This window comes from Brevundimonas kwangchunensis (assembly GCF_039523815.1).
GTDB classification, from domain to species: domain Bacteria; phylum Pseudomonadota; class Alphaproteobacteria; order Caulobacterales; family Caulobacteraceae; genus Brevundimonas; species Brevundimonas kwangchunensis.
On sequence record NZ_BAAAGA010000002.1, the window covers coordinates 131,884 to 152,105 of the forward strand.

Below are 20,222 nucleotides of genomic sequence, written 5' to 3' on the forward strand. Positions count from 1 at the left end.
CGGGAAGCGGCCGTTCTCTTTTGCGCCGTTGACGCCGGGCCGTTGACGCCGCGCATCGCGTCGCATCTTGTGTCCGGCCCAGTCCCCATAGAGCCGACCATGACCGACGCCGTTCCCCTGACCTTCACCGACAATCCGATGAACCCGCTGGAGGTCGCTCTCTACGAGGGATTGGCGGACCATACGAAGATGGGGGCCTTCGAGCGCCTGATGCTCGAGGTCGATCTGTTCGCGGTTCCGGAGCCGGGCACGCCGGGCGGCGTCCACGGCGACGACGGGCACAAGGTGCTGAAGGAAGGCGAGCAACTGATCCTGCGCGGGCTTGTGCTGAATGACGGCCGCGACACGGTCACCCTGTTCACCGATCCGCGCCGCGCGCCGCCGATCTTCGGCGACGACTGCCGCATCCTGGCGATGAACGGCCGCCGGCTGCTGGAGATGGTGCAGGACAAGGTCGTCCTGCTGAACCCGGACGGCGGCAAGGGGCTCCTGCTCCAGCCCGATCAGCTGAAGGCTGTTCTTGAACACGCGCCGGCCGTGCCGGAACCCGTGCGCCCGACAGGCACGGTCGAGCTGTCGGACGTCCGGCCGGTCGATTATCCCATCGCGCTCATCGAGGCGCTGAACGAGGTGTTCGCCAGCATTCGCGCCGAGTCCGCCTGGCTGGCCCGCTCGCGCTGGGTCGAAACCGGCCAGACCGGCTGGTACGTCGACATCCGCACGCCGGAGGAGCCCGCCACCGTCCGCGCCATCGTCGGACGCGCCCTGCGCGGCCTGGACGCCGCCGGTGAAACTTTCGACGTCGCCGTCAGCAAGCCGGGCGGCGAGGACGGGGTTGGAATCCGGCTCTGACTTCCGCTCATCCCCGCGAAGGCGGGGATCCAGTGCGGCTGGCGGACTCGAGCGCAGGATATCCGGAGCGCGCTGCGAAGCGCCGGAACTGAACCACTACATGTACTGGGTCCCCGCCTTCGCGGGGATGAGCGGCAGTCGGAAAGTCTAACGCTTCCGGAAGCGGGAGGCTTCGGCCGCGAGGCTGGAGCCCCAGTCGGTTTCCTTCTGGTCCGGCTCGGCGTGGAAGGGCAGTTCGCCCGCCACGCCACGCATGGCCAGCGCCAGCGGCAGCGCCCAGTGGGTCAGCATCCGCAGCGGCTTGCGGCGGCTGTCCCGCACATCCCAGCCTTCGGCCTCGAAGGCGTCGATCTGATCCATGGGATCGAGCCGGTGAATATCGTCCCAGTCGTCGGGCAGGGCGACCGCTTCCGCCTCGTCCAGAGACAGGCCGAAGGCCTTCTTCGCGGTCTCGTCGATCTCCGGAAACTCGTCGCGGCGATCCGGGTCCGCGTGGCCGGGCTTCATCAGCGCCTTCATCTCCAGGTCGTCGATACCGGGCAGGTCGATCAGGCGGCGCAGGGGCTGTGTCATGACGCGTGGTCTGACACACGCCGGTCAGAAGGTCACGACCGTCCGCACCGCCTTGCCGTCCGCCAGATCGTCGAAGGCGGCATTGATGTCCTCCAGCGCGATCGTCCCGCTCAGCAGGCGATCGACCGGCAGCCGCCCCTCGCGGAACAGGGCGACATAGCGCGGGATGTCACGCGCGGGCACGCAGGTGCCGATATAGCTCCCCTTCAGCGTGCGCTCCTCGGCGACCAGCGAGACGATGTTGACCGCCAGCGCCGCGTCCGGCGGCGGCAAACCCGCGGTGACGGTGGTCCCCCCGCGCCGCGTCATCTTCCAGGCGTTCTCCAGCGCCCGCGCCGAGCCGGCCATCTCGAACACGAAGTCCGCCCCGCCGCCGGTCAGGGCGCGGACCTGCTCCACCGCGTCGGGCGCGGCGGCATTGACGGTGTGCACGGCGCCGAGGGTGCGGGCCAGCGCCAGCTTCTCGTCCGACAGATCGACGGCCACCACCGGCGTCGCGCCCGACGCCAGCGCGCCCAGCACCGAGGCCAGACCCACCCCGCCCAGACCGACCACGGCCACCGATTGGCCCGCCCGCACGCCCGCGGTGTTCACCACGGCGCCGACGCCGGTCAGGACCGCGCAGCCGAACAGGGCCGCGTGTTCGAACGGCAGGTCGGCCGGCACCTTCACCAGCGAGCGCCGCGACACGACGGCCCGGTCGGCGAAGGCCGAGCAGCCGAGGTGGTGGTTCAGTTCGCCCTCGCGGCCGTGGATGCGCCGCCCGCCGCCCAGCAGCTCGCCCTTGCCGTTTGCCGCCGCGCCGGGCTCGCACAGGGCGGGCCGTCCGCCGGCGCAAGGGTTGCAGTGGCCGCACGACGGCATGAAGACCATGACGACATGGTCGCCGGGCTGCAGGTCGTTGACGCCCGCGCCTACCGCCTCGACCACCCCGGCCGCCTCGTGCCCGAGCGCCATCGGCATGGGGCGCGGTCGGTCGCCATTGATGACACTGAGGTCCGAGTGGCACAGGCCCGCGGCGCGGATCGCGACCCGCACCTCGCCCATGCCGGGCGCATCCAGGGTGACGGTCTCGATCCCCAGCGGCCGGCTGTCGGCATAGGGGCGTGCGGCGCCCATGGCGTTGAGGACGGCGGCGCGTGACGTGATCGTGCTCATGTCCTGACGCTAGGCGCTTGACGCGGCGTCCGCCAAGTCCGAGCGTCAGTATCGGAAGCGCACGAAGAGGCGCTCCGGGAAACGCCAACACCGTCTGCGCTCATGCAGCGAGCGATCGCGTCGCGAGCGATAGCGCATCTCAGGGAGACTTCATGACCGGCGCCATCGAACGGACCAAACGCAGCGACTACCGCCGCTTCCAGCAGATCTCGACCCGCTGGATGGACAATGACGTCTACGGCCACGTGAACAATGTGGTCTATTATTCGTGGTTCGACACGGCGGTGAACCGGCTGCTGGTGGTCAACGGCGTGCTGGACATCCACAACGGCAAGACCATCGGCCTGGTCGCCGAAACGGGCTGCCGCTATTTCTCGCCAACCGCATTCCCGGACGAGATCGAGGCGGGCGTCCGCGTCGCCCACGTCGGTTCAAGCTCGGTACGCTACGAGATCGGTCTGTTTCGCAACAACGAGCAGGACGCCGCGGCCGTGGGCTATTTCGTCCACGTCTATGTCGACCGGGAGAGCAAACGCCCCGTTCCGGTCGACGACAAGATGCGCGGCTTCCTCGAAAGCCTGAAGACCTAGTCCTCGAGGCGGCCCATCAGGGCCAGGGCCCCGACGGCGGTCAGCACGCCCAGCGCGAAGGCGCCGATGACGGCGCCGGTGGCGACGTAGGTCGAGACCGTCATCGGACGGGCCTCGTACCATTCGACGATGTCTGCTTCGTGCAGATCGTCGTCGTGATAGCCCTCGGCTTCGTAGATGGCGTCTTCGGCGGTCATGGGGGCTCTCCGTCTGGTCGGTGTGAAAATGCCCGTAAAGCTCTACCGGTTCCTGAACCGTGACACCGTGGCCGCCTTCGGCTAGATCGCGGCTCCGACATTCTACCGCTGACGACGACCAGAGACCGAACCATGGCCGGCCATTCCAAGTTCAAGAACATCATGCACCGCAAGGGTCGCGCCGACGCCGCGCGCTCCAAGCTGTTCTCCAAGCTGTCGCGCGACATCACCGTCGCCGCCAAGTCGGGCATGCCCGATCCGGCCATGAACCCGCGCCTGCGTCTGGCCGTGAACAACGCCAAGGCCGAAAGCCTGCCCAAGGACGTCATCCAGCGCGCCATCAACAAGGCCTCGTCGGGCGACGCCGATACGATGGAAGAAATCCGCTATGAGGGCCGCGGCCCCGGCGGCGTGGGCATCATCGTCGAGGCCCTGACCGACAACCGCAACCGCGCGGCCTCGAACATCGGCGCGGCGTTCAAGAAGAACGGCGGCTCGCTGAGCGAGATGAACTCGGTCGCCTTCATGTGGGACAAGGTCGGCAAGATCACCTACGCCGCCGAGGCCGGCAGCGAGGACGCCGTCATGGAAGCCGCAATCGAGGCCGGCGCCCAGGACGTCGAGAGCGATCTGGTCAAGCCGGACATCTATGAGGACGCGCCGGGCCACACCATCTGGACCGCCTTCGAGGACCTGAACGAAGTGGCCGAGGCCATGTCGAAGGTGCTGGGCGATCCGAAGTCGACCGCCATCGTCTGGAAGCCGCAGTCGGACGTGCCGGTCACCGGCGAGGCCGTCGGCACCCTGTTCAAGCTGCTGGATGCGCTCGACGCCGAGGACGACGTTCAGAACGTCTATTCGAACGAGGACATCTCGGACGAGGACGCCGCGAAGTACGCGGGCTGATCCGTGGAGCCCGCTCCGCAGCGCAGACCGAGGATTGTCGAGGAGCCGAAACGCACGCCGTGGCCCTTGATCATCGGGGTCACGCTCGCAGCGATCGCGGTGGGGTCACTGATCTGGCAGGCGGGGTCCAGGATCGAGTTTCGCCTGCCGGAGTTCGGCTTCCCGAGGCCAAAGGTCGAAACGGTTGAGGTCATCACCGCCGAGCCGCTGCCGGCCGATGCGGATGCGGCGTCGGCGGATGGCAGCTCGCCGCCGGTGCATTTCGCCGTGGTCCAGCCGCGCTGGGACCGGCCTCCCGTGCCGGACTATCCTGAGGACGCGCTTTCGGTGTCCAAGGGCGTCGTCCGGCTGATCTGCACGGTGCAACCGGATCGCAGCCTGACCAACTGCCTGGTCGTGGAGGAAGCGCCGTCGGGTCTGGGTTTCGGCCGCAGCGCATTGGCGGCGGCCGGGGACGCCCGCGTGGCCGGCGAGGTTCCCAGTGGCGCACGCGTCGACTTCCGGGTGCGCTACGTCCTGCCCGACTGACCTGTCAGACGATGTAGGGCGACTCTGCCTCCAGCCAGCCTGAGGGACGGCCGATGGGGCGGGGCGGGCGGCGTAGCCGGATCATGCCGTGCAGGGCCTCGGTCAGGTCGCTCAACTGGTCGTCCGACAGTTCCACGGCCGCGCGGATCACCTCGGCGCGCAGGGCCTCGAAGTGCTCGGCATTCACACGGCGTTGCGGGCGCGGCGGCATGATCGTCTCCTTCGCCAACGAAAGAGCACAAGGCAGGGCTGGGGTTCCCCGCAGTCGCGCCCGGGTTGCACTGGTAACCTTCGGTTTACTCTGATTTTTCCTGTTTGACCTGACGAGCCGCTGACCTCCGGAAGAATACCTGGGTAGCCGCAGTTCAGTCGGCGTAGGCCTTCACCAGATCGAACAGGAAGTCGCGGCCCTCGTAGAGCGAGCGCACGCGGATGCGTTCGTTGAGACCGTGCACGCCGCCGCCGTCCGGATCGGCGAACAGGCCGGTGACGCCATAGGTCGGGATGCCGGCCGCATTGGTGAAGCGGCCGTCGGTGGCGCCGGGGCTCATCGACGGGACCACCGGCACGCCCGGCCACATGCGGCCTGCGATCTCGCGGATCGGGCCGACGATCTCGTCCGACAGAGGAGGGGGCGGCGAGGTCGGGTCGATGTTGCCGGGAATGGTCACGGCGATGCCGGGGTCGGCCAGCACCCGCTCCAGATCGGCACGCACCTCTTGCGGCTCATGGCCGGGCAGGATGCGGCAGTTCACATTGGCCGTCGCGCGTTGTGGCAGGGCGTTGGGCGCATGGCCGGCGTCGACCATGGTGGCCACGCAGGTGGTGCGCAGGATGGCGTTCCATGCCGGATCGGCGGCCGAGAGCCGCGTCGCCGCCTGCATCATCGTCTCGCCCGAGGCCGCACCTATCGCGCGCATGTCTGCAGCATGGTTCGGCGTGGCGGCGGCCATGGCCCCGAAATAGGCCTTCACCGTCTCGTTCGGCTCGGTCGGGAAGGCATGGGCGCCCAGCCGCGACAGGGCGTTGGACAGGCGATAGATGGCGTTGTCCCGCACCGGGCGGGACGAGTGACCGCCCGGATTGGTGATCTCCAACCGGTAGTCCTGATAGATCTTCTCGCCGGCCTGGATCTCCAGCGCGATCCGCTGCCCCTCGGCGTCCAGCCGCCCGCGCGCGCCCTCGTTCAGGGCGAAGGCGGCGTCCAGTGCGTCGGGGTGCGTCTCCAGCAACCACGACACCCCGTTCCAGGTGTCCGACGTCTCCTCGCCGCAGGTCAGGGCGATCTTGATGTCCCGGCGCGGGGTGAACCCCTGCTGCTTCAGTCGGATCAAGGTGTCGACCCAGATCGCCGCCTGGGCTTTGTCGTCGTGCGCGCCGCGGGCGTGGAAATAGCCGTTCTCTTCCACGAGGGTGAACGGATCGCGCTCCCAGTCCTCGCGCCGGGCCTCGACCACATCGATGTGGGCCAGCAGCAGGATCGGCCGCGCCGACGGATCGGAGCCGCGCAGCACGGCGGCCAGATTGCCGTCCTTCGGCCGCTCATTGAACACGAGCACCTGCACATCCTCCTGCGGGAAGCCGGCGGCCAGCAGGCGGGCAGCCATTCGCTCCGAGGCGAGGGTGCAGTTGCCTTCGGACAGGGTCGTGTTGGTCTCGATCAGCTCGCGATACAGCTCGCGGAATTCGGTCTGGTCCGGGCGCGGCGAGGGCGTCTGGGCCATCGCGGCCGTGGCCGTCAGGGCGGCGGCGAGGAAGGGCGCAACGACGCGCGACACGATCGACATAACGATTTCTCCGGTCCCGGACGGACGCTAGCCCGCCTGCGACGGCCTGTCTCGCATCAAGCGTCGCGGGAACGGCGCGCCCCGGACGCCGTTCGTCGCAAATGGACATGACGGACCTGCCCGACTTCGCCCTGCCCCTGCTGGCCGCCGTGCTCGCCGGCGGACTGATCGGCTTCGAGCGCGAATGGCGTGGCCGTGCGGCGGGCTTCCGCACCCACATTCTCGTCTGCCTGGCCTCGGCCCTGCTGATGGAGTTGTCGGTCTCGCAGGCGGCCTGGCGGTTCGCGACCATGCCCGGCACGGAGATCATCACCGACCCGGCCCGTATGGCGCACGGCGTCCTGACCGGGATCGGCTTCCTGTGCGCCGGGGTGATCTTCCGCGCGGGCTTTTCGATCCACGGCCTGACGACAGCGGCCTCGCTCTGGATCACGGCGGCGATCGGCCTGCTGTTTGGCGCGGGCCTCTATGGTCTGGGCGCCACCGGCACCGCGCTGACGGTCGCAATCCTCGTGGCCCTGCGACTGGTCAGCCGCCGCCTGCCCCAGAACTCCGTCGTCGACGCCGAGATCGTCTGGCGACGCGACGCCAGCGGCGCCGAGGACCGCATCGAGGCGGCGCTCGCCGGGCTGGATCGCGGTCATCGCGCCGACCGGTTCGACATGATCGAGGGCGGCCAAATGCTGCGCCGCTGCTTCCGGTTCAAGATCGACGGCGAGCCTGGTTTGAAAGCGCTCGCCGCCCGCCTGCGCAGCATCGACGGCGTGGTCGGCTATCAGCTGGATCCGCGCGACGACTGACGCCCGCTTGATCTGCTCCGCTTGGCGGGCTTACGCTCGGGATTCGTCAGTTTGCGGAGCGAATTTCAGCGATGACATGGGATCTGGTCTGGCCGGTGCTCGCGGCCATGACGGCCGGGGGGCTGATCGGGGTCGAGCGAACCTATCACGGGCATCCGGCGGGCTTCCGGACCCATATTCTCGTCTGCCTGACCAGCTGCGTCCTGATGCTGGCGGCCATGCACCAATCGACCTGGGCCTTCACGGCGCTGACGGGCCAGACGGTGGTGATCGACCCCACGCGGATGTCGCACGGCCTTTTGACCGGCATCGGCTTCCTCTGCGCCGGCGTCATCTTCCGCGAGGGCTTTTCGGTCCACGGCCTTACCACGGCGGCGTCGCTGTGGGTCACCTCGGCCATCGGCGTGCTGCTGGGCGTCGGCATGTGGCAGCTGGCGCTGGTCGCGGCGGGCGCGACGCTGGGCGTGCTGGCGGTCCTGCGTCTCGCCGACGCCAAACTGCCCCACATCGGGGTGATGGACGTCACCCTGCGCTGGAAGCGCGGCGCGGCCCCGGCCGAGGCGCGGGTGCGCAATCTGCTGAAGGACGCGGGGCTGAAGGCCGTGCGCCTTGGCCACGTCATCGCCCATGACGGCAAGATCCACGAGCACCACATGAAGGTGAAGGGACCCATGCCGATGGACATCGACGGCCTCGTCGCCCGCCTGTCGGACGAGCGCGATCTGGTCGGCTTCTCGGTGATGCCTCGCGACGAGTAGTCGGCCGTCAGGTGCAGAAGGCGATCATGGCGTCGAGGAAGACCGCCAGGCCGTGACGGCTCCACAGCCACAGGCCCAGCCCCATCAGGGCGGCGACGCCCGCGCCGATGGCCAGCTTGCGGGTCATTCGGCCGGGATCTGTGCAGGCCGCGCGATCGGCGCCTCGCGGATCGGCAGGTTGGCGACGGCGGCCAGGAAGCCCAGCGCGATCGAGGCCAGCCAGACGACGAGGTAGGACCCGGTCGCATCGAAGGCCACGCCCGCCAACCAGGCGCCGAGGAAGGCGCCGACCTGATGGCTCAGGAAGACGATGCCGGCCAGCGCCGACAGGTGTCTCAGCCCGTAGATCTGCGCGACCAGGCCGTTGGTCAGGGGCACCGTGCCCAGCCACAGGAAGCCGAAGGTCGCGGCGAACACCAGCACGCTCGGCGACGACAGCGGAACCACCAGGAAGATCGCCACGGCCACGCCGCGCAGGGCGTAGAGCAGGGCCAGTAGCCCCTTCTTGGAATGCTTCGACCCCCATGCGCCCCACAGCCACGAACCGAGGATGTTGAACAGGCCGATCAGCGCCAGCGCATAGGCGCCGGTCTCGGCCGGCAGGCCCTGATCGCGGATATAGGCCGGCAGGTGGGTGCCGACGAAGGCGATGTGGAAGCCGCAGACGAAGAAGCCCGCGTTCAGCAGCCAGAACGACGGATGGGCGAAGGCCTCCCTCAGCGCCTCGCCGATCGGCTGGCCGTCTTCCTTGCCTCCGGGCGTCGGCGGCTTGCCCGCCACGCCCAGCGCCAGCGGCACGATCAGGGCGACCATCCCGGCCAGCACGAACAGGGTAATGCGCCAGTTGACGGCGTCCAGCAGACCCTGCGCGGCCGGCACGACCAGAAACTGGCCGAACGATCCGCCCGCTGTGACGATGCCGAACGCCAGCGTCCGCTTCTCGGCCGGGACGATCTTGCCAACGGCGCCGAGAATGACGGTGAAGGTGCAGCCCGCCATCGCCAGTCCGACCAGCGCGCCGAAGCCGATGGCCAGACCCACCGCGTTGGCGGCCGTGGCCGCCACCACCAGCCCCAAGGCATAGACCGCCGCCCCGACGACCGCGATCCGCCCGGCCCCATGCCTGTCGGCCCAGGCGCCGACGAAGGGCTGCAGGATGCCGAACAGCAGGTTCTGCGCCGCCACGATCAGGCCGAACGTCTGCCGGTCGACCTCCAGGCTCATCCCCAGCGGCGTCAGGAACAGGCCGAACGACTGGCGCACGCCCATCGACAGGGTGACGATCACCGCCCCTGCCAGGATCATGATCCATGCGCGGCGCGACAGTGCGGGGGAGGGGGCGCCGGCGTCAGACATGGGCCTCGACCTCCTTCAGCAGTTCGATCAGGGCGGCCTCGCGAGGGCCGAGGGTCTCGCTGACCCGCGCCTGCGCCTCGCGCCACGGCGGCATGGCGTCGTTCAGCTTCTCGCGGCCCGCCGGGGTCAGCGCCAGCCTCTGCCCGCGCTCGCCCTCACTCGACGCCGCATCGATCCAGCCCTTCCTCGCCAGCGGCTGCAGCGTCCGCCACAGGGCGCTCTTCTCGTGCGCCGTCGCCTCGGCCAGTTCGGCCAGCGTCGGCCGGTCGTGCCGGCTCAGCGTCCGCATCACCGAGAACTGGGTCACCGTCAGCCCGACCGGCTCCAGCGCCTCATCGTACAGTCGGGTCAGGGCGCGGGAGGCGCGGCGCAGGCGGCCGCACACGCAGGGGGAGGCGTCTTCCATTGCATATGCAAAGCATGGCGGTGTTGCATATGCAACAGCGCTTCCTTCTCCCCTTGCGGGAGAAGGTGGCCCGAAGGGCCGGATGAGGGGTTTGTCGATCCGAATGTCCCCCTCATCCGTCAGCCTTCGGCCGCCACCTTCTCCCGCGAGGGGAGAAGGGAAACGCAGTCATTGTCCGTTAGGCATCTCTCGGGCATACCGGAACGGATGGCGAACGAAACGACTCGGATTCTGGGGCTGGACCCCGGCCTGCGACGCACCGGATGGGGCATCGTGGCGGCGGAGGGCTCGCGTCTGCGCTGGATCGCGCACGGGGTCGTGATCCCGCCCGAGACCGCTCCGTTCAGCGAGCGCCTGCTGCACCTTCTGGATCATGTCGGCGCGGTCTGCGCCGAATGGTCGTGCGACGAGGCGGCGATCGAGGAGGTCTTCGTCAACATGAACCCGACCTCGACGCTGAAGCTGGGCCACGCCCGCGCGGCGGTCATGCTGGCGCCCGCCCGCTCGGGCCTGCCAGTCGCGGAATATTCGCCCAGCCTGATCAAGAAGGCGGTGGTCGGTACGGGTCAGGCCGACAAGGACCAGGTGGCCTTCATGGTCAAACGCCTGCTGCCCGGCGCGGGCGAGGTGAAGGCCGACGCCGCCGACGCCCTGGCCGTCGCCATCACCCACGCCCAGCTGCGCAAGCGGACCCTCCTCGAGAGCCTGCGAGGCGCCGCATGATCGGTCGTCTTCGCGGCATGCTGGCAGAGGTGGATCAGGATCATTGCCTGATCGACTGCGCCGGCGTCGGCTATGTCGTCTCCTGTGGCGCGCGAACCCTCCAGCGCCTTCCCGCGCCCGGCGACGAGGCGACCCTGCATGTCCATTCGCAATGGAGCGAGGATGCCGGCCCGCGTCTCTATGGGTTCCTGACACGCGACGAGCGCCGCGCCTTCACCACCCTGCTGGCGATTCAGGGCGTGGGCCCCAAGGCGGCCCTGTCGGTGCTGGACGTCCTGCCGCCGGGCGAGCTGGCCTCGGCCGTCGCGCGCGAGGACAAGTCGGCGGTCGCCCGCGCCAACGGCGTGGGGCCCAAGCTGGCCCTGCGCATCGTCACCGAGCTGAAGGGCAAGTCGCTGGGCGATCCGTCGTTCACCCCGACCGCGCCGGGCGTCCATGTCGAGGTCGCCGCGCCGCCTGCGCCCAGCCTGACCGGCGAGGCCGTCTCGGCCCTGCTCGGCCTCGGCGTCGCCGAGGTCAACGCCCGCCGCGCCGTCGACCACGCCCTGATCCGTCTGGGCGAAGACGCCGACCTCTCCGCCGTCATCCGCGCCGCCCTGCAGGAGCTGGGCCGATGAGGGCGTGGCGAGTGAACAGTGAGCGTGGAGATGAGCAAAGCAGTGAGCCTGCCTGCGCAAGGCTTGCAGCTCTTCCGCTCACTTCTCGCTCACCAGCACTTTTCACTCCCGGGTCGTGCGCCGCCTGCCAAAGGAGCGGTGCATGACCGACCGCATCATTTCTCCCGAACAGGCTCCCGGCGACGCCCTCGATCGCGCACTGCGTCCGCAGGTGCTGCAGGATTTCGTCGGGCAGGAGCAGTCCAAGGCCAATCTCAAGGTCTTCATCGACGCCGCCCGCGCGCGTCAGGAGGCGCTGGATCACGTCCTGCTGTTCGGCCCTCCGGGGCTGGGCAAGACGACACTGGCGCAGATCGTGGCGCGGGAACTGGGGGTCGGCTTCCGCGCCACCTCCGGCCCGATCCTCGCCAAGGCGGGCGACCTCGCGGCCATCCTGACCAATCTCGAACCGCGCGACGTGCTGTTCATCGACGAGATTCACCGCATGAATCCGGCGGTGGAGGAAATCCTCTATCCCGCCATGGAAGACCATGTGTTGGACCTGATCATCGGCGAGGGGCCCTCGGCGCGGTCGGTCCGGATCGATCTGGCGCCCTTCACCCTTGTCGGCGCCACGACGCGGGCGGGCATGTTGGCGACGCCGCTGCGCGACCGGTTCGGCATCCCCCTGCGGCTGGAATTCTATTCACCCGAGGAACTGACCCGGGTGGTCATGGGCACGGCGCGCAAGATGGGCGCGGCCATCACCGAGGATGGCGCGCTGGAGATCGCCTCGCGCTCGCGCGGCACGCCCCGCATCGCCGGGCGCCTGCTGCGCCGGGTCCGCGACTTCGCCACCGCCGAGGGGGCTCCGGCCATCGACAGGCTGGCCGCGGCCCGCGCTCTGGCCCGGCTGGAGATCGACGAGGTCGGGCTGGACTCCAACGACCGCCGCTTCCTCAAGGCCCTGATCGAGAACTACGGCGGAGGCCCCGTCGGCATGGACACGCTCGCCGCCGCCATCGCCGAGGCGCGCGACGCCGTCGAGGATGTGATCGAGCCCTATCTGCTGCAGCAGGGCTTCATCCAGCGCACCCCCCGCGGCCGCATGGCCTGTGCGAAAGCCTATGCGCATCTGGGTCTGGCCGAGCCGCCCAAAGTCCCACAGGCGGGCGATCTGTTCGGCTGACGGGTTCCGCCGGGCGGCGAATGACGGCATGGTCGCACGATGACGCGCCGCCGCCTGTCCATCGACCGTCTGATCTTCCTGCTGGGGGCCGTGGTTCTGGCCCTCGGCGCGCTCAGCCTGTGGCTGGTCACGCAGAATGGCTTCGGGCCGCCGGGGCCTTCGCCCGAGGACCGCGCCCGGGATCAGGTCCGCGAGCACATGGGCCCCGGTGCGCGTATCCGTTACACCGAGGAAGGCCGTCGCAGCGCCATCTGCGGCTATGTCGCCGACGAGGGGCAGGTGATCGCCTTCATCTCGCGCCCCAACCGATTGATGCTGGAGACCGATCCCCTGAGAGCCGAGTTCAACCAGCTGCAGGGCGACCTGTGCCCCGGCTTCCTCCGGCGCCCCCCGGCCGCCCGATGACCGACCGTCCCACCGCCGGCCGCTTCGAGGGCCGCGAGCACCGCCTGCCGGTCCGCGTCTACTACGAGGACACCGACTTCACCGGTCTGGTCTACCACGCCAACTACGTCCGCTATTTCGAGCGCGGCCGGTCGGACTGCCTGCGGCTGATGGGCATCGGCCATGCCGAGTTGCTGGACGGCGACCAGCCGATGGCCTTCGTGGTCTCGAAGATGGAGCTGAAGTTCCTGAAGCCTGCCCGGATCGACGACGAGCTGGTCGTGCGCACCTGGTACGAGGCCGTGAAAGGCCCGCGCATGATGATCCGGCAGGACGTGGCCCGCGGACACGAGGCTCTGTGCCGGGCCGACGTCGAGGTGGTCTGTATCCATATGGACGGCCGCCCGCGTCGTCCGACGAAGCTGCTGATGGAGAAGGTCTCGCCCTGGCTGGCGAGCGGAGAGGGAGACACGCAATGAGCAAGACCGAGATGACCGAACGGCAGGGCTGGACCGTCCTGATCGTGTTCGGCCTGCTGGCCCTCATTCTGGTCAGCGGCGGCCTCGTCGGCTGCCCCTACTACAAGGTCTGGGAGCGCAAGATGGCCGGTCAGGCCGAGCTCCAGTACCAGCAGGGCGCGCGGCAGGCGCTGGTCGCGCAGGCCGCCGCCGAGGACGAGGCCGCCGTGGCCCGCGCCGAGGCGGCCACGCGCCGTGTCCGGGGCTGGGCGGACGCCGCGAAGAAGGGCTGCGAGGATCTGGGTCGCCCGAACGACCGGGCCTGCGAGGACCAGCTGCTGCGCGACGCCGCGACCTATTCCATCGCCAAGGAAGGCCATGAGGGCGTGATCATCAGCGTCGGCGCGCCTGTCTCGGTCGCCGTCCAGCCCAACACGCCGCGCCGGTCCGAGTAACGGCGGGTAAATTCCCCGCTCGCGATCCTGTCATGTGCAGACAGGCGACGGCCAAGCTACACCGCAGCTAAAGCCCGTTTCGCGCGGGCGAATCGCCACAGAACCGCCACGCCCGTCCGCTCGACAGGACGGACAGACGGAAGGACGCCCATGACTATCGCCGCTGACGCCTCGATCCTGAACCCCGTGACCCTGTTCATGGAGGCGGACTTCGTCGTGAAGGGCATCATGGTCGGCCTCGCTATCGCCTCGGTCTGGTCGTGGGCCGTGATCATCGACAAGGCTTTCCGCTTCGCCGCGCTGAACGGGCAGGCGACGGCCTTCGAGAACGCGGTCGGCTCCGGTCGATCGCTCGAGGATATCGCGGCGCAGGCGGGCCCCAACCCGGCGCATCCCCTGCCGCGCATGCTGGTCATTGCGCTCAGCGACTGGCGTGAGACCCGCGCGCGCGGCCCGCTGAACGAGGCCCAGGCCAATATGCTGATGGCGCGCACCGACCGCGCGCTGGACAGCCTGATCGCCCGCGAGGGTCAGAAGGTCGAGAACGGCCTCGGCGTCCTGTCGGTGGTCGCCACCTCGTCGCCCTTCATCGGCCTGTTCGGCACGGTCTGGGGGATCATGAACGCCTTCGGCAACATCGCCGCGGCGGGCAACACCAATCTGACGACGGTGGCTCCGGCCATCGCCGAGGCCCTGTTCGCCACCGCCATCGGTCTGGCGGCGGCAATCCCGGCCTACATCGCCTACAACAAATTCTCGATCGACGCGGGCAAGTTCACCGGCCGTCTGGAGAGCTTCGCCGACGACCTGCAGGCTGCGGTGGCCCGCCGTCTGGGCTCCGCTCCGACCGCCGACACCCGCCGGGAGATCTGAGCATGGCGCTGGGCGGAGGCGGCGGCGCGGGCGGACACGTCCGGGGCCGCAGACGGGCGCGCAAGCGTCCCCTGAGCGAGATCAACGTCACACCGCTGGTGGACGTCATGCTGGTGCTGCTGATCATCTTCATGATCTCGGCGCCCCTGCTGACGACCGGTGTCGAGGTGGAGTTGCCCGAGACCGACGCCAACTCGGTCAACACGGACTCGCAGCCGGTGACCGTCACCATCGACCGCAACGGCGCGATGTTCGTCGGTGAGAACGAGGTCGAGTGGGAGCGGCTGGTGCTGACCGTCGCCCGCGAAGGCGGCGCCGACGCGCGCGAGAAGCCTATCTTCATCCGCGCCGACGGCCGCGCGCCCTATCAGGCCGTGGCCCGCGTGATGGCGCGTCTGTCGTCCGAGGGCTTCAGCAAGCTGAACCTGATCACCGACACGGCGGCGCCAGCCGCCGCCCCGGCCGCCGCGCCGGCGACCCCGGCTACGGAAGGCTGAGGCTTGGAGCGTCCCGGCGCATCACTGGTCGGTTCGATCCTGGTCCACGCGGGCGTGGCAGGGGCCATCGCCGCGTCCGTGCTGCTGGGCTGGACCCGGCCGCCGACGCCGGTGGTCAATGCCGTGCCGGTGTCGATCGTCTCTGACACCATCGTGATCGAGGCCGCGGCGCCCGATAATCCGTCCGAGGAACTGGTGACCGAGGACGCCTCGACCGCGCCGGTCGCCGCCCCGCCGAAACCGGCTCCGCCCGAGCCGACGCCTCCGCCGCCGACCCCGCGTCCGCAGCCGCGTCCTGAACCGACGCCGCCGCGTCCGACGCCGACCCCGACACCGCGGCCCACGCCCCCGCGACCGGCACCGCCGGAGAAGGCGCGTCCCAACCCGCCACGTCCGGCCACGCCCCCGCCGGCGCGCCCGAACCCGCCGCGCGAACAGGGACTGGACCTCGACAGCCTGGCGGGACCGCCGCGCACCGCGACCCGACCGGGCACACGACCGGCGACGGGCCAGCAGGGGCGTGGGTCTGCGCCGCAGGCCGTCGGGCAGGGCGACCTGCAGGCGCTCGCCTCTCAAATCTATGCCAACTGGGCCCTGCCTTGCGATCTGCCGGGCGGCGACGATGCTGTGATCAGCACCCGCGTCACCCTCGACGAGCGCGGCCGCATCGTCGGCCCCATTCGCGCCCAGCATGCCAACCGGGCCATCGCCGACGGGGTCGAGCGCGCCATCCGCGCCACCGCGCCGTTCTCGATGCCCGATGGCTATGAGCAGCAGGAACTGCGCTTCTCGTTCAGAACCGAACCGATGTGTCGAAACCGCTGACCGGACCTGATCAATCAAACGACTGTCGGAAAGTCGCCGTATTCAGCCTGAAGCTGGGGCTGGCGCGAGGTTCGGCCGACGCCACGAAGAATGCCTGGAGGATTACATGCGTATGAAGGTCCTGATCGCCACGGTCGCCGCCGCCGCGGTGCTGGCCCCGTTCGCCGCCGCCGCCCAGACGCCTCAGGCGGGCGGACAGGAGATCATTGTCGACCAGGGCGTGATCCGGGCCTTCCGCATCGCCGTGGCCGATTTCAGCGGCGCCAATGGCTCTGACCTGTCCGGCGTGATCCGTTCGGATCTGCGTCGCTCGGGCTACTTCGAACCCATGGATCCGTCCAGTTTCGTCGAGACGGGCCTGACCCTGGCCAACGCCCCGAACTTCCCGCAGTGGACCTCGATCGGCGCCCAGGCGGTGCTCTACGGTTCGGTCACGCCGCGCGCGGACGGTCGCAACGATTTCGGCTTCCGCCTGTACGACCCCCAGCGCCAGTGCCAGCTGACCTCGTACCAGTTCACCGCCACGCCCGAGCAGTGGCGCCGGGTCGGGCACAAGATCGCCGACATGGTCTATGCCCGCATGACCGGCGAGACCGGCTACTTCGACAGCCGCGTGGTCTTCGTCTCGGAAAGCGGCACCCAGCTGAACCGCATTTCGCGGCTCGCGATCTCGGATCAGGACGGCTTCAATCCCGAGTTTCTGAGCCATGACGTCAATGAAGTGATCATGTCGCCTCGCTTCTCGATCAGCGATCCGAACGAGATCACCTATGTCGCACTCGGCCGCGATTACAGCCGCATCTATCTGTTCAACCTGCAGACCCGCCGGCGTGAAAGCCTCGGCGAGTTCGATGGTCAGGTGCTGGCGCCGCGCTTCTCCAACGACGGCTCCAAGCTGGCCTTCTCGATCATTCGCGGCGGCAACACCGACGTCTATGTGATGGATTTGGCCAGCCGCCAGCTGCGTCGCCTGACGTCCGATCCCGGCATCGACACCTCACCGTCCTTCAGCCCGGACAACAGCCGCATCGTCTTCACGTCGGACCGTTCGGGCTCCGCTCGCCTGTATGTGATGAACGCCGACGGTTCGGGCCAGCGTCCGATCTCCCGCGGCGGCGGTATCTACACCGCTCCGAACTGGAGCCCGCGCGGCGACCTGATCGCCTTCACCAAACAGGGCGGCGGCCGCTTCTCGACCGGCGTCATGGCGCCGGATGGATCGGGCGAGCGCATCCTGTCGTCCAGCTATTTCGAGGAGGGCCCGTCCTGGGCGCCGAACGGCCGCTACATCATGTTCTCGCGCCAGACCCCGGGCGGCGACGCCCGCCTCTGGACCGTGGACCTGTCCGGCCGCGTCGTGAACGAGTCCGGCTACAGCGGTCGCGGCACCGACCCGGCGTGGTCGCCGCTGCTCGACGAGCAGCCGGCGCGCGGCGGCGGCGGGGCCGACGCCTGTTCGAACTGATCACAAGCGGAGCCTTTCGGCTCACTCCCGCGTTACCCGGCTGGCGAAAGGCCTGACGGCACAGTACCGACGAGTACAGCAAAGCTATCTTCCGGGGCGGGGAGCCCCGGCACTCAAGGAGACTCTCATGTTCAAGCCTTCCACCCTGGTTCGTCTGGCCGCCGTCGGCGTCGCCGTCACCGCGATGGCCGCCTGTACGCCGCGTCCGGCCACGGACACGGGCGCCGGCAACAACGTACCGCCGCCGACCGGCCCGCAGTATCCGCCGGTGAACAACGGCGGTGTGGACGGCGGCAACATCGGCGGCGCGGCCGCTCCCGGCTCGGAGCAGGACTTCGTCGTCAACGTCGGCGACCGCATCTACTTCGACCTGGACAGCTACTCGGTCCGCTCGGAAGCCTTCCCGCGTCTGGACGCCCAGGTCGCCTGGCTGCAGCGCTATCCCAACGTCACCATCCGCATCGAAGGCAATGCCGACGAACGCGGCACCCGCGAGTACAACCTGGCACTGGGCGCCCGTCGCGCCGAGTCGGTTCGCGCCTATCTGATCCAGCGCGGCATCTCGGCCGCCCGCATCGACACCATCAGCTACGGCAAGGAACGTCCGATCGCGGCCGGCTCGAACGAGGACTCGTGGGCCCGCAACCGCAACGCCCACACGGCGATCGTCTCGGGCGCCGTGCGCTGACAATCGGTTGATTGAAGTCCGGAAAGGGGCGTCGGCGCGGCCGGCGCCCCTTTTCTTTTGAGCGCCCGGTCCGCAAAGTCCCGGCGATTCCGGGCAGGGGGTACGGACCATGGATCTCGAAGCAGCAGGCGGCGCCGTGACCGCGGGCCTGATCGCCGGCGCGGTCGAAAAGCCTGCGGGCCATGCCGGCGAGCATGAGGACAACATCTGTTCCGATTGCGGAGCCGAGACCTCGGGCAATTTCTGCTCGAACTGCGGTCAGCCGACCCACGTCCACCGCACCCTGCTGCACCTGGGCGAGGAGCTGCTGCACGGGGTGCTGCATTTCGACGCCCGCATCTGGCGCACCCTGCCGCTGCTGGCCTTCAACCCCGGACGCCTGACCCGCGAATGGATTCACGGCAAGCGTGCGACCTATGTCTCGCCGTTGGCGATCTTCCTGTTCACGGTTTTCCTGACCTTCTTCGCCCTCAGCTTCATCCATATCCCGCAGCCCAGCCTCCATCCGGTGGCCACGGTGGCCGGCGCCGAGGGGGCTGCAGAATTCGAAGAGGGGCGGCGTCAGATCGCCGAGGCGCGAGCCACCGCCATCAGCGCGGAAGACCAGGTCGCGCTCGATGTCGCCGACAACGTTCTGGCCGGCATTTCCGGCTACAAGGCCGAGCCGGCCCGCGCTCGCGCCGACGGTCTGACGCCCAACACCTGGCAGGCGGGCACGCGCGACATCGCCGGCTATATCTACAACAACCCGGACAGCGGCCCGATGGCGAAGAAGTTCGCCAAGAAGCTGATGAACCCGGATCTGGCGCTCTATAAAATCCAGCAGACCTTCTACAAATTCGCCTTCCTGCTGGTGCCCCTGTCTGTGCCGTTCATGGCGCTGCTGTTCCTGTGGCGGCGCGAGGCGACGCTCTACGACCACGGCGTCTTCGTCCTCTACTCCCTGACCTTCGCAACGATGATCAGCGTCATCGCCATCGGCCTGGGCTTCATCAGCCCGTGGCTCGGCGGCCTGGCCTGGATGGCCATCATCTTCGGCTTCCCCGTCCACCAGTTCGCCCAGCTGAAGGGCGGCTATTCGCTCAGCTGGCCGTCGACCATCTGGCGCTTCTTCTTCCTGCAGATCTTCTGCCTGATCACCTCGCTGCTGTTCACCTTCATGGTGCTGTGGCTGGCGGTCGGGACCTGAGCGGCCTTGCCGTCGCCGCAAAGCCAAGGATACCTTTTCCCATGATCCAGACGTCCCGACTTCGTTCGCTCCTCTTCTCGCGCAAGGCGATCCTGACGCTCGTCGGCATCTCGTTGATCGCCGGCACGACGACGGTCGTCGCCCAGACCGCGCCGCTTGAGCCGGTGCAGTGGGACAAGCGCCGTCTCGACCAGCTGGACCGCAACGTCCGCCGCCTCGAGCGCGCCGTCACCCAGCGCAACGCCGCCGGTCAGCCGGTGCTGGTCGAGCCGGACCCCGAGGTCATCGCCCTGCAGGGCCGCGTCGATCTGATGGACCGCCGCCTTCAGGATCTGGAAGCCACCGTCCAACGCGTCAACGGCGATCTGGAGCGCCTGACCTTCGCCTTGGACGAGTCGCGCCGCGAAAGCACAGCCCTGTCGACCCGCCTGCGCGAGGCCGACAATCGCGTCCGCGCCATAGAGACGACCGCCGCCCGCGACCGCGAGCTGAACAGCCCGATCCCGACCACCTCGCCGACTGGCGACCCGGCCCGCGATCTGACCGCCGCCGTGCGCCTGATCTCGACCGACCCGGCCATGGCCGACCGCGCCCTGCAGACCGTCGTGGCCGCCTGGCCCGACACGCCGCAGGCCCGCGAGGCCAACAGCCGTCTGGGCGACCTGCGCGTCGCCGCCGGCGACCACGAGAACGCCGTGCGCGCCTACGCCTCGGCCCTGCGTGGCTGGCCGACCACCCAGTGGGCCCCGGCGACCGTGCTGGAGCTGGCCAACGCCCTGTTCCAGTCGGACAACAAGACCGCCGCCTGCAGCGCCCTGGTCGACTTCACCAACCGCTATGCCGAGGGCGCTTCGGCGGCCCTGCGCACGCGGGCGACCGAGATGCGCACGCGCTTCGCCTGCGCCGCTCCGGCCGCCGCCCGTCCGCCGGCGCGGAGACCCGGCTGAGCCCTGTCGCTCCTGACGGGCT

The 20,222-nt window shown here is 69.1% G+C and carries 26 protein-coding genes; 19 read left to right on the plus strand and 7 right to left on the minus strand.

Annotated elements, in window-relative coordinates; all coding sequences use genetic code 11:
• Positions 1–99 precede the first annotated feature (99 nt).
• Positions 100–852 carry an SseB family protein gene (locus ABDZ95_RS05515; protein WP_343791505.1) on the plus strand — a complete coding sequence of 251 codons (753 nt, stop codon included), beginning with the start codon at positions 100–102 and terminating at the stop codon, positions 850–852.
• A 147-nt stretch (positions 853–999) separates the two neighbouring features.
• On the opposite strand, the gene ABDZ95_RS05520 is transcribed toward ABDZ95_RS05515, so the two are convergent.
• Together ABDZ95_RS05520 and ABDZ95_RS05525 are read right to left on the minus strand one after the other, a co-directional pair.
• Entirely contained in the window at positions 1,000–1,425 is a 426-nt protein-coding gene (locus ABDZ95_RS05520) for a hypothetical protein (protein WP_343791507.1), read from the minus strand.
• A gap of 24 nt (positions 1,426–1,449) precedes the next feature.
• Complete coding sequence (locus ABDZ95_RS05525) at positions 1,450–2,583, minus strand: zinc-dependent alcohol dehydrogenase family protein (protein WP_343791509.1); 1,134 nt, start codon at positions 2,581–2,583, stop codon at positions 1,450–1,452.
• Positions 2,584–2,735: 152 nt separating this feature from the next.
• Between ABDZ95_RS05525 and ABDZ95_RS05530 the strand changes: the two genes are divergently transcribed.
• A complete protein-coding gene (locus ABDZ95_RS05530; RefSeq protein WP_343791511.1) occupies positions 2,736–3,173 on the plus strand; it encodes an acyl-CoA thioesterase in 438 nt (145 codons plus the stop codon).
• On the opposite strand, the gene ABDZ95_RS05535 is transcribed toward ABDZ95_RS05530, so the two are convergent.
• Positions 3,170–3,370, minus strand: a complete 201-nt coding sequence (locus ABDZ95_RS05535; RefSeq protein ID WP_343791514.1) for a hypothetical protein — start codon at positions 3,368–3,370, stop codon at positions 3,170–3,172. The two genes, ABDZ95_RS05530 and ABDZ95_RS05535, sit on opposite strands and share 4 nt — an antisense overlap.
• Positions 3,371–3,502: 132 nt before the next feature.
• Here ABDZ95_RS05535 and ABDZ95_RS05540 point away from each other — a divergent pair, with 132 nt between their 5' ends.
• Together ABDZ95_RS05540 and ABDZ95_RS05545 are read left to right on the plus strand one after the other, a co-directional pair.
• On the plus strand, positions 3,503–4,276 hold the full coding sequence (locus ABDZ95_RS05540) for a YebC/PmpR family DNA-binding transcriptional regulator (protein ID WP_343791516.1): 774 nt from the start codon (positions 3,503–3,505) through the stop codon (positions 4,274–4,276).
• A gap of 66 nt (positions 4,277–4,342) precedes the next feature.
• On the plus strand, positions 4,343–4,804 hold the full coding sequence (locus ABDZ95_RS05545; protein ID WP_343791518.1) for an energy transducer TonB: 462 nt from the start codon (positions 4,343–4,345) through the stop codon (positions 4,802–4,804).
• A gap of 4 nt (positions 4,805–4,808) precedes the next feature.
• Here ABDZ95_RS05545 and ABDZ95_RS05550 read toward each other — a convergent pair whose 3' ends face one another.
• Both ABDZ95_RS05550 and ABDZ95_RS05555 read right to left on the minus strand, forming a co-directional pair.
• Complete coding sequence (locus ABDZ95_RS05550; RefSeq protein WP_343791520.1) at positions 4,809–5,015, minus strand: hypothetical protein; 207 nt, start codon at positions 5,013–5,015, stop codon at positions 4,809–4,811.
• Between the two features lie 154 nt (positions 5,016–5,169).
• On the minus strand, positions 5,170–6,591 hold the full coding sequence (locus ABDZ95_RS05555) for a M20/M25/M40 family metallo-hydrolase (RefSeq protein ID WP_343791522.1): 1,422 nt from the start codon (positions 6,589–6,591) through the stop codon (positions 5,170–5,172).
• Positions 6,592–6,698: 107 nt separating this feature from the next.
• On the opposite strand from ABDZ95_RS05555, the gene ABDZ95_RS05560 reads away from it, so the two are divergent.
• Positions 6,699–7,391 (plus strand): MgtC/SapB family protein, encoded by a 693-nt coding sequence (locus ABDZ95_RS05560; protein ID WP_343791524.1) that lies wholly within the window; start codon positions 6,699–6,701, stop codon positions 7,389–7,391.
• Between the two features lie 71 nt (positions 7,392–7,462).
• A complete protein-coding gene (locus ABDZ95_RS05565) occupies positions 7,463–8,149 on the plus strand; it encodes an MgtC/SapB family protein (protein ID WP_343791526.1) in 687 nt (228 codons plus the stop codon).
• Between the two features lie 123 nt (positions 8,150–8,272).
• On the opposite strand, the gene ABDZ95_RS05570 is transcribed toward ABDZ95_RS05565, so the two are convergent.
• Positions 8,273–9,505: an MFS transporter gene (locus ABDZ95_RS05570; RefSeq protein WP_343791528.1), complete on the minus strand. Its 1,233-nt coding sequence runs from the start codon at positions 9,503–9,505 to the stop codon at positions 8,273–8,275.
• Positions 9,498–9,911 carry a MarR family winged helix-turn-helix transcriptional regulator gene (locus tag ABDZ95_RS05575; RefSeq protein ID WP_343791530.1) on the minus strand — a complete coding sequence of 138 codons (414 nt, stop codon included), beginning with the start codon at positions 9,909–9,911 and terminating at the stop codon, positions 9,498–9,500. Before ABDZ95_RS05575 ends, ABDZ95_RS05570 begins: the two co-directional genes overlap by 8 nt.
• A gap of 207 nt (positions 9,912–10,118) precedes the next feature.
• Between ABDZ95_RS05575 and ruvC the strand changes: the two genes are divergently transcribed.
• From ruvC to ABDZ95_RS05640, 13 genes are all read left to right on the plus strand, one after another.
• On the plus strand, positions 10,119–10,634 hold the full coding sequence (ruvC, locus tag ABDZ95_RS05580; RefSeq protein ID WP_343791532.1) for a crossover junction endodeoxyribonuclease RuvC: 516 nt from the start codon (positions 10,119–10,121) through the stop codon (positions 10,632–10,634).
• On the plus strand, positions 10,631–11,251 hold the full coding sequence (gene ruvA, locus ABDZ95_RS05585; protein WP_343791535.1) for a Holliday junction branch migration protein RuvA: 621 nt from the start codon (positions 10,631–10,633) through the stop codon (positions 11,249–11,251). The genes ruvC and ruvA overlap by 4 nt, the downstream gene beginning before the upstream one ends.
• Positions 11,252–11,393: 142 nt before the next feature.
• On the plus strand, positions 11,394–12,419 hold the full coding sequence (gene ruvB / locus ABDZ95_RS05590; protein WP_343791537.1) for a Holliday junction branch migration DNA helicase RuvB: 1,026 nt from the start codon (positions 11,394–11,396) through the stop codon (positions 12,417–12,419).
• Positions 12,420–12,458: 39 nt separating this feature from the next.
• Positions 12,459–12,824: a hypothetical protein gene (locus ABDZ95_RS05595; RefSeq protein ID WP_343791539.1), complete on the plus strand. Its 366-nt coding sequence runs from the start codon at positions 12,459–12,461 to the stop codon at positions 12,822–12,824.
• Complete coding sequence (gene ybgC / locus ABDZ95_RS05600) at positions 12,821–13,282, plus strand: tol-pal system-associated acyl-CoA thioesterase (protein ID WP_343791542.1); 462 nt, start codon at positions 12,821–12,823, stop codon at positions 13,280–13,282. Before ABDZ95_RS05595 ends, ybgC begins: the two co-directional genes overlap by 4 nt.
• Positions 13,279–13,716, plus strand: a complete 438-nt coding sequence (locus ABDZ95_RS05605) for a hypothetical protein (protein WP_343791544.1) — start codon at positions 13,279–13,281, stop codon at positions 13,714–13,716. Before ybgC ends, ABDZ95_RS05605 begins: the two co-directional genes overlap by 4 nt.
• A gap of 150 nt (positions 13,717–13,866) precedes the next feature.
• The gene (tolQ, locus tag ABDZ95_RS05610; RefSeq protein ID WP_343791546.1) at positions 13,867–14,589 is read left to right on the plus strand and encodes a protein TolQ; all 723 of its coding nucleotides are present in this window, start codon (positions 13,867–13,869) and stop codon (positions 14,587–14,589) included.
• A 2-nt stretch (positions 14,590–14,591) separates the two neighbouring features.
• Entirely contained in the window at positions 14,592–15,086 is a 495-nt protein-coding gene (locus tag ABDZ95_RS05615; RefSeq protein ID WP_343791548.1) for an ExbD/TolR family protein, read from the plus strand.
• Between the two features lie 3 nt (positions 15,087–15,089).
• A complete protein-coding gene (locus ABDZ95_RS05620) occupies positions 15,090–15,911 on the plus strand; it encodes a TonB C-terminal domain-containing protein (RefSeq protein ID WP_343791550.1) in 822 nt (273 codons plus the stop codon).
• Positions 15,912–16,017: 106 nt separating this feature from the next.
• Positions 16,018–17,376 (plus strand): Tol-Pal system beta propeller repeat protein TolB, encoded by a 1,359-nt coding sequence (gene tolB, locus ABDZ95_RS05625; RefSeq protein WP_343791552.1) that lies wholly within the window; start codon positions 16,018–16,020, stop codon positions 17,374–17,376.
• A gap of 127 nt (positions 17,377–17,503) precedes the next feature.
• On the plus strand, positions 17,504–18,064 hold the full coding sequence (pal, locus tag ABDZ95_RS05630) for a peptidoglycan-associated lipoprotein Pal (protein ID WP_343791554.1): 561 nt from the start codon (positions 17,504–17,506) through the stop codon (positions 18,062–18,064).
• A 109-nt stretch (positions 18,065–18,173) separates the two neighbouring features.
• A complete protein-coding gene (locus ABDZ95_RS05635; protein ID WP_343791556.1) occupies positions 18,174–19,253 on the plus strand; it encodes a DUF3667 domain-containing protein in 1,080 nt (359 codons plus the stop codon).
• A gap of 41 nt (positions 19,254–19,294) precedes the next feature.
• The gene (locus tag ABDZ95_RS05640) at positions 19,295–20,200 is read left to right on the plus strand and encodes a tetratricopeptide repeat protein (RefSeq protein ID WP_343791558.1); all 906 of its coding nucleotides are present in this window, start codon (positions 19,295–19,297) and stop codon (positions 20,198–20,200) included.
• Positions 20,201–20,222 lie beyond the last annotated feature (22 nt).

Coding starts and splice junctions, on each gene's coding strand:
- ABDZ95_RS05515 (WP_343791505.1), top strand. CDS start 100: ATGACCGACGCCGTTCCCCTGACCTTCACCGACAATCCGATGAACCCG.
- ABDZ95_RS05520 (WP_343791507.1), bottom strand. CDS start 1,425: ATGACACAGCCCCTGCGCCGCCTGATCGACCTGCCCGGTATCGACGAC.
- ABDZ95_RS05525 (WP_343791509.1), bottom strand. CDS start 2,583: ATGAGCACGATCACGTCACGCGCCGCCGTCCTCAACGCCATGGGCGCC.
- ABDZ95_RS05530 (WP_343791511.1), top strand. CDS start 2,736: ATGACCGGCGCCATCGAACGGACCAAACGCAGCGACTACCGCCGCTTC.
- ABDZ95_RS05535 (WP_343791514.1), bottom strand. CDS start 3,370: ATGACCGCCGAAGACGCCATCTACGAAGCCGAGGGCTATCACGACGAC.
- ABDZ95_RS05540 (WP_343791516.1), top strand. CDS start 3,503: ATGGCCGGCCATTCCAAGTTCAAGAACATCATGCACCGCAAGGGTCGC.
- ABDZ95_RS05550 (WP_343791520.1), bottom strand. CDS start 5,015: ATGCCGCCGCGCCCGCAACGCCGTGTGAATGCCGAGCACTTCGAGGCC.
- ABDZ95_RS05555 (WP_343791522.1), bottom strand. CDS start 6,591: ATGTCGATCGTGTCGCGCGTCGTTGCGCCCTTCCTCGCCGCCGCCCTG.
- ABDZ95_RS05560 (WP_343791524.1), top strand. CDS start 6,699: ATGACGGACCTGCCCGACTTCGCCCTGCCCCTGCTGGCCGCCGTGCTC.
- ABDZ95_RS05565 (WP_343791526.1), top strand. CDS start 7,463: ATGACATGGGATCTGGTCTGGCCGGTGCTCGCGGCCATGACGGCCGGG.
- ABDZ95_RS05570 (WP_343791528.1), bottom strand. CDS start 9,505: ATGTCTGACGCCGGCGCCCCCTCCCCCGCACTGTCGCGCCGCGCATGG.
- ABDZ95_RS05575 (WP_343791530.1), bottom strand. CDS start 9,911: ATGGAAGACGCCTCCCCCTGCGTGTGCGGCCGCCTGCGCCGCGCCTCC.
- ruvC (WP_343791532.1), top strand. CDS start 10,119: ATGGCGAACGAAACGACTCGGATTCTGGGGCTGGACCCCGGCCTGCGA.
- ruvA (WP_343791535.1), top strand. CDS start 10,631: ATGATCGGTCGTCTTCGCGGCATGCTGGCAGAGGTGGATCAGGATCAT.
- ruvB (WP_343791537.1), top strand. CDS start 11,394: ATGACCGACCGCATCATTTCTCCCGAACAGGCTCCCGGCGACGCCCTC.
- ABDZ95_RS05595 (WP_343791539.1), top strand. CDS start 12,459: ATGACGCGCCGCCGCCTGTCCATCGACCGTCTGATCTTCCTGCTGGGG.
- ybgC (WP_343791542.1), top strand. CDS start 12,821: ATGACCGACCGTCCCACCGCCGGCCGCTTCGAGGGCCGCGAGCACCGC.
- ABDZ95_RS05605 (WP_343791544.1), top strand. CDS start 13,279: ATGAGCAAGACCGAGATGACCGAACGGCAGGGCTGGACCGTCCTGATC.
- tolQ (WP_343791546.1), top strand. CDS start 13,867: ATGACTATCGCCGCTGACGCCTCGATCCTGAACCCCGTGACCCTGTTC.
- ABDZ95_RS05615 (WP_343791548.1), top strand. CDS start 14,592: ATGGCGCTGGGCGGAGGCGGCGGCGCGGGCGGACACGTCCGGGGCCGC.
- tolB (WP_343791552.1), top strand. CDS start 16,018: ATGCGTATGAAGGTCCTGATCGCCACGGTCGCCGCCGCCGCGGTGCTG.
- pal (WP_343791554.1), top strand. CDS start 17,504: ATGTTCAAGCCTTCCACCCTGGTTCGTCTGGCCGCCGTCGGCGTCGCC.
- ABDZ95_RS05635 (WP_343791556.1), top strand. CDS start 18,174: ATGGATCTCGAAGCAGCAGGCGGCGCCGTGACCGCGGGCCTGATCGCC.
- ABDZ95_RS05640 (WP_343791558.1), top strand. CDS start 19,295: ATGATCCAGACGTCCCGACTTCGTTCGCTCCTCTTCTCGCGCAAGGCG.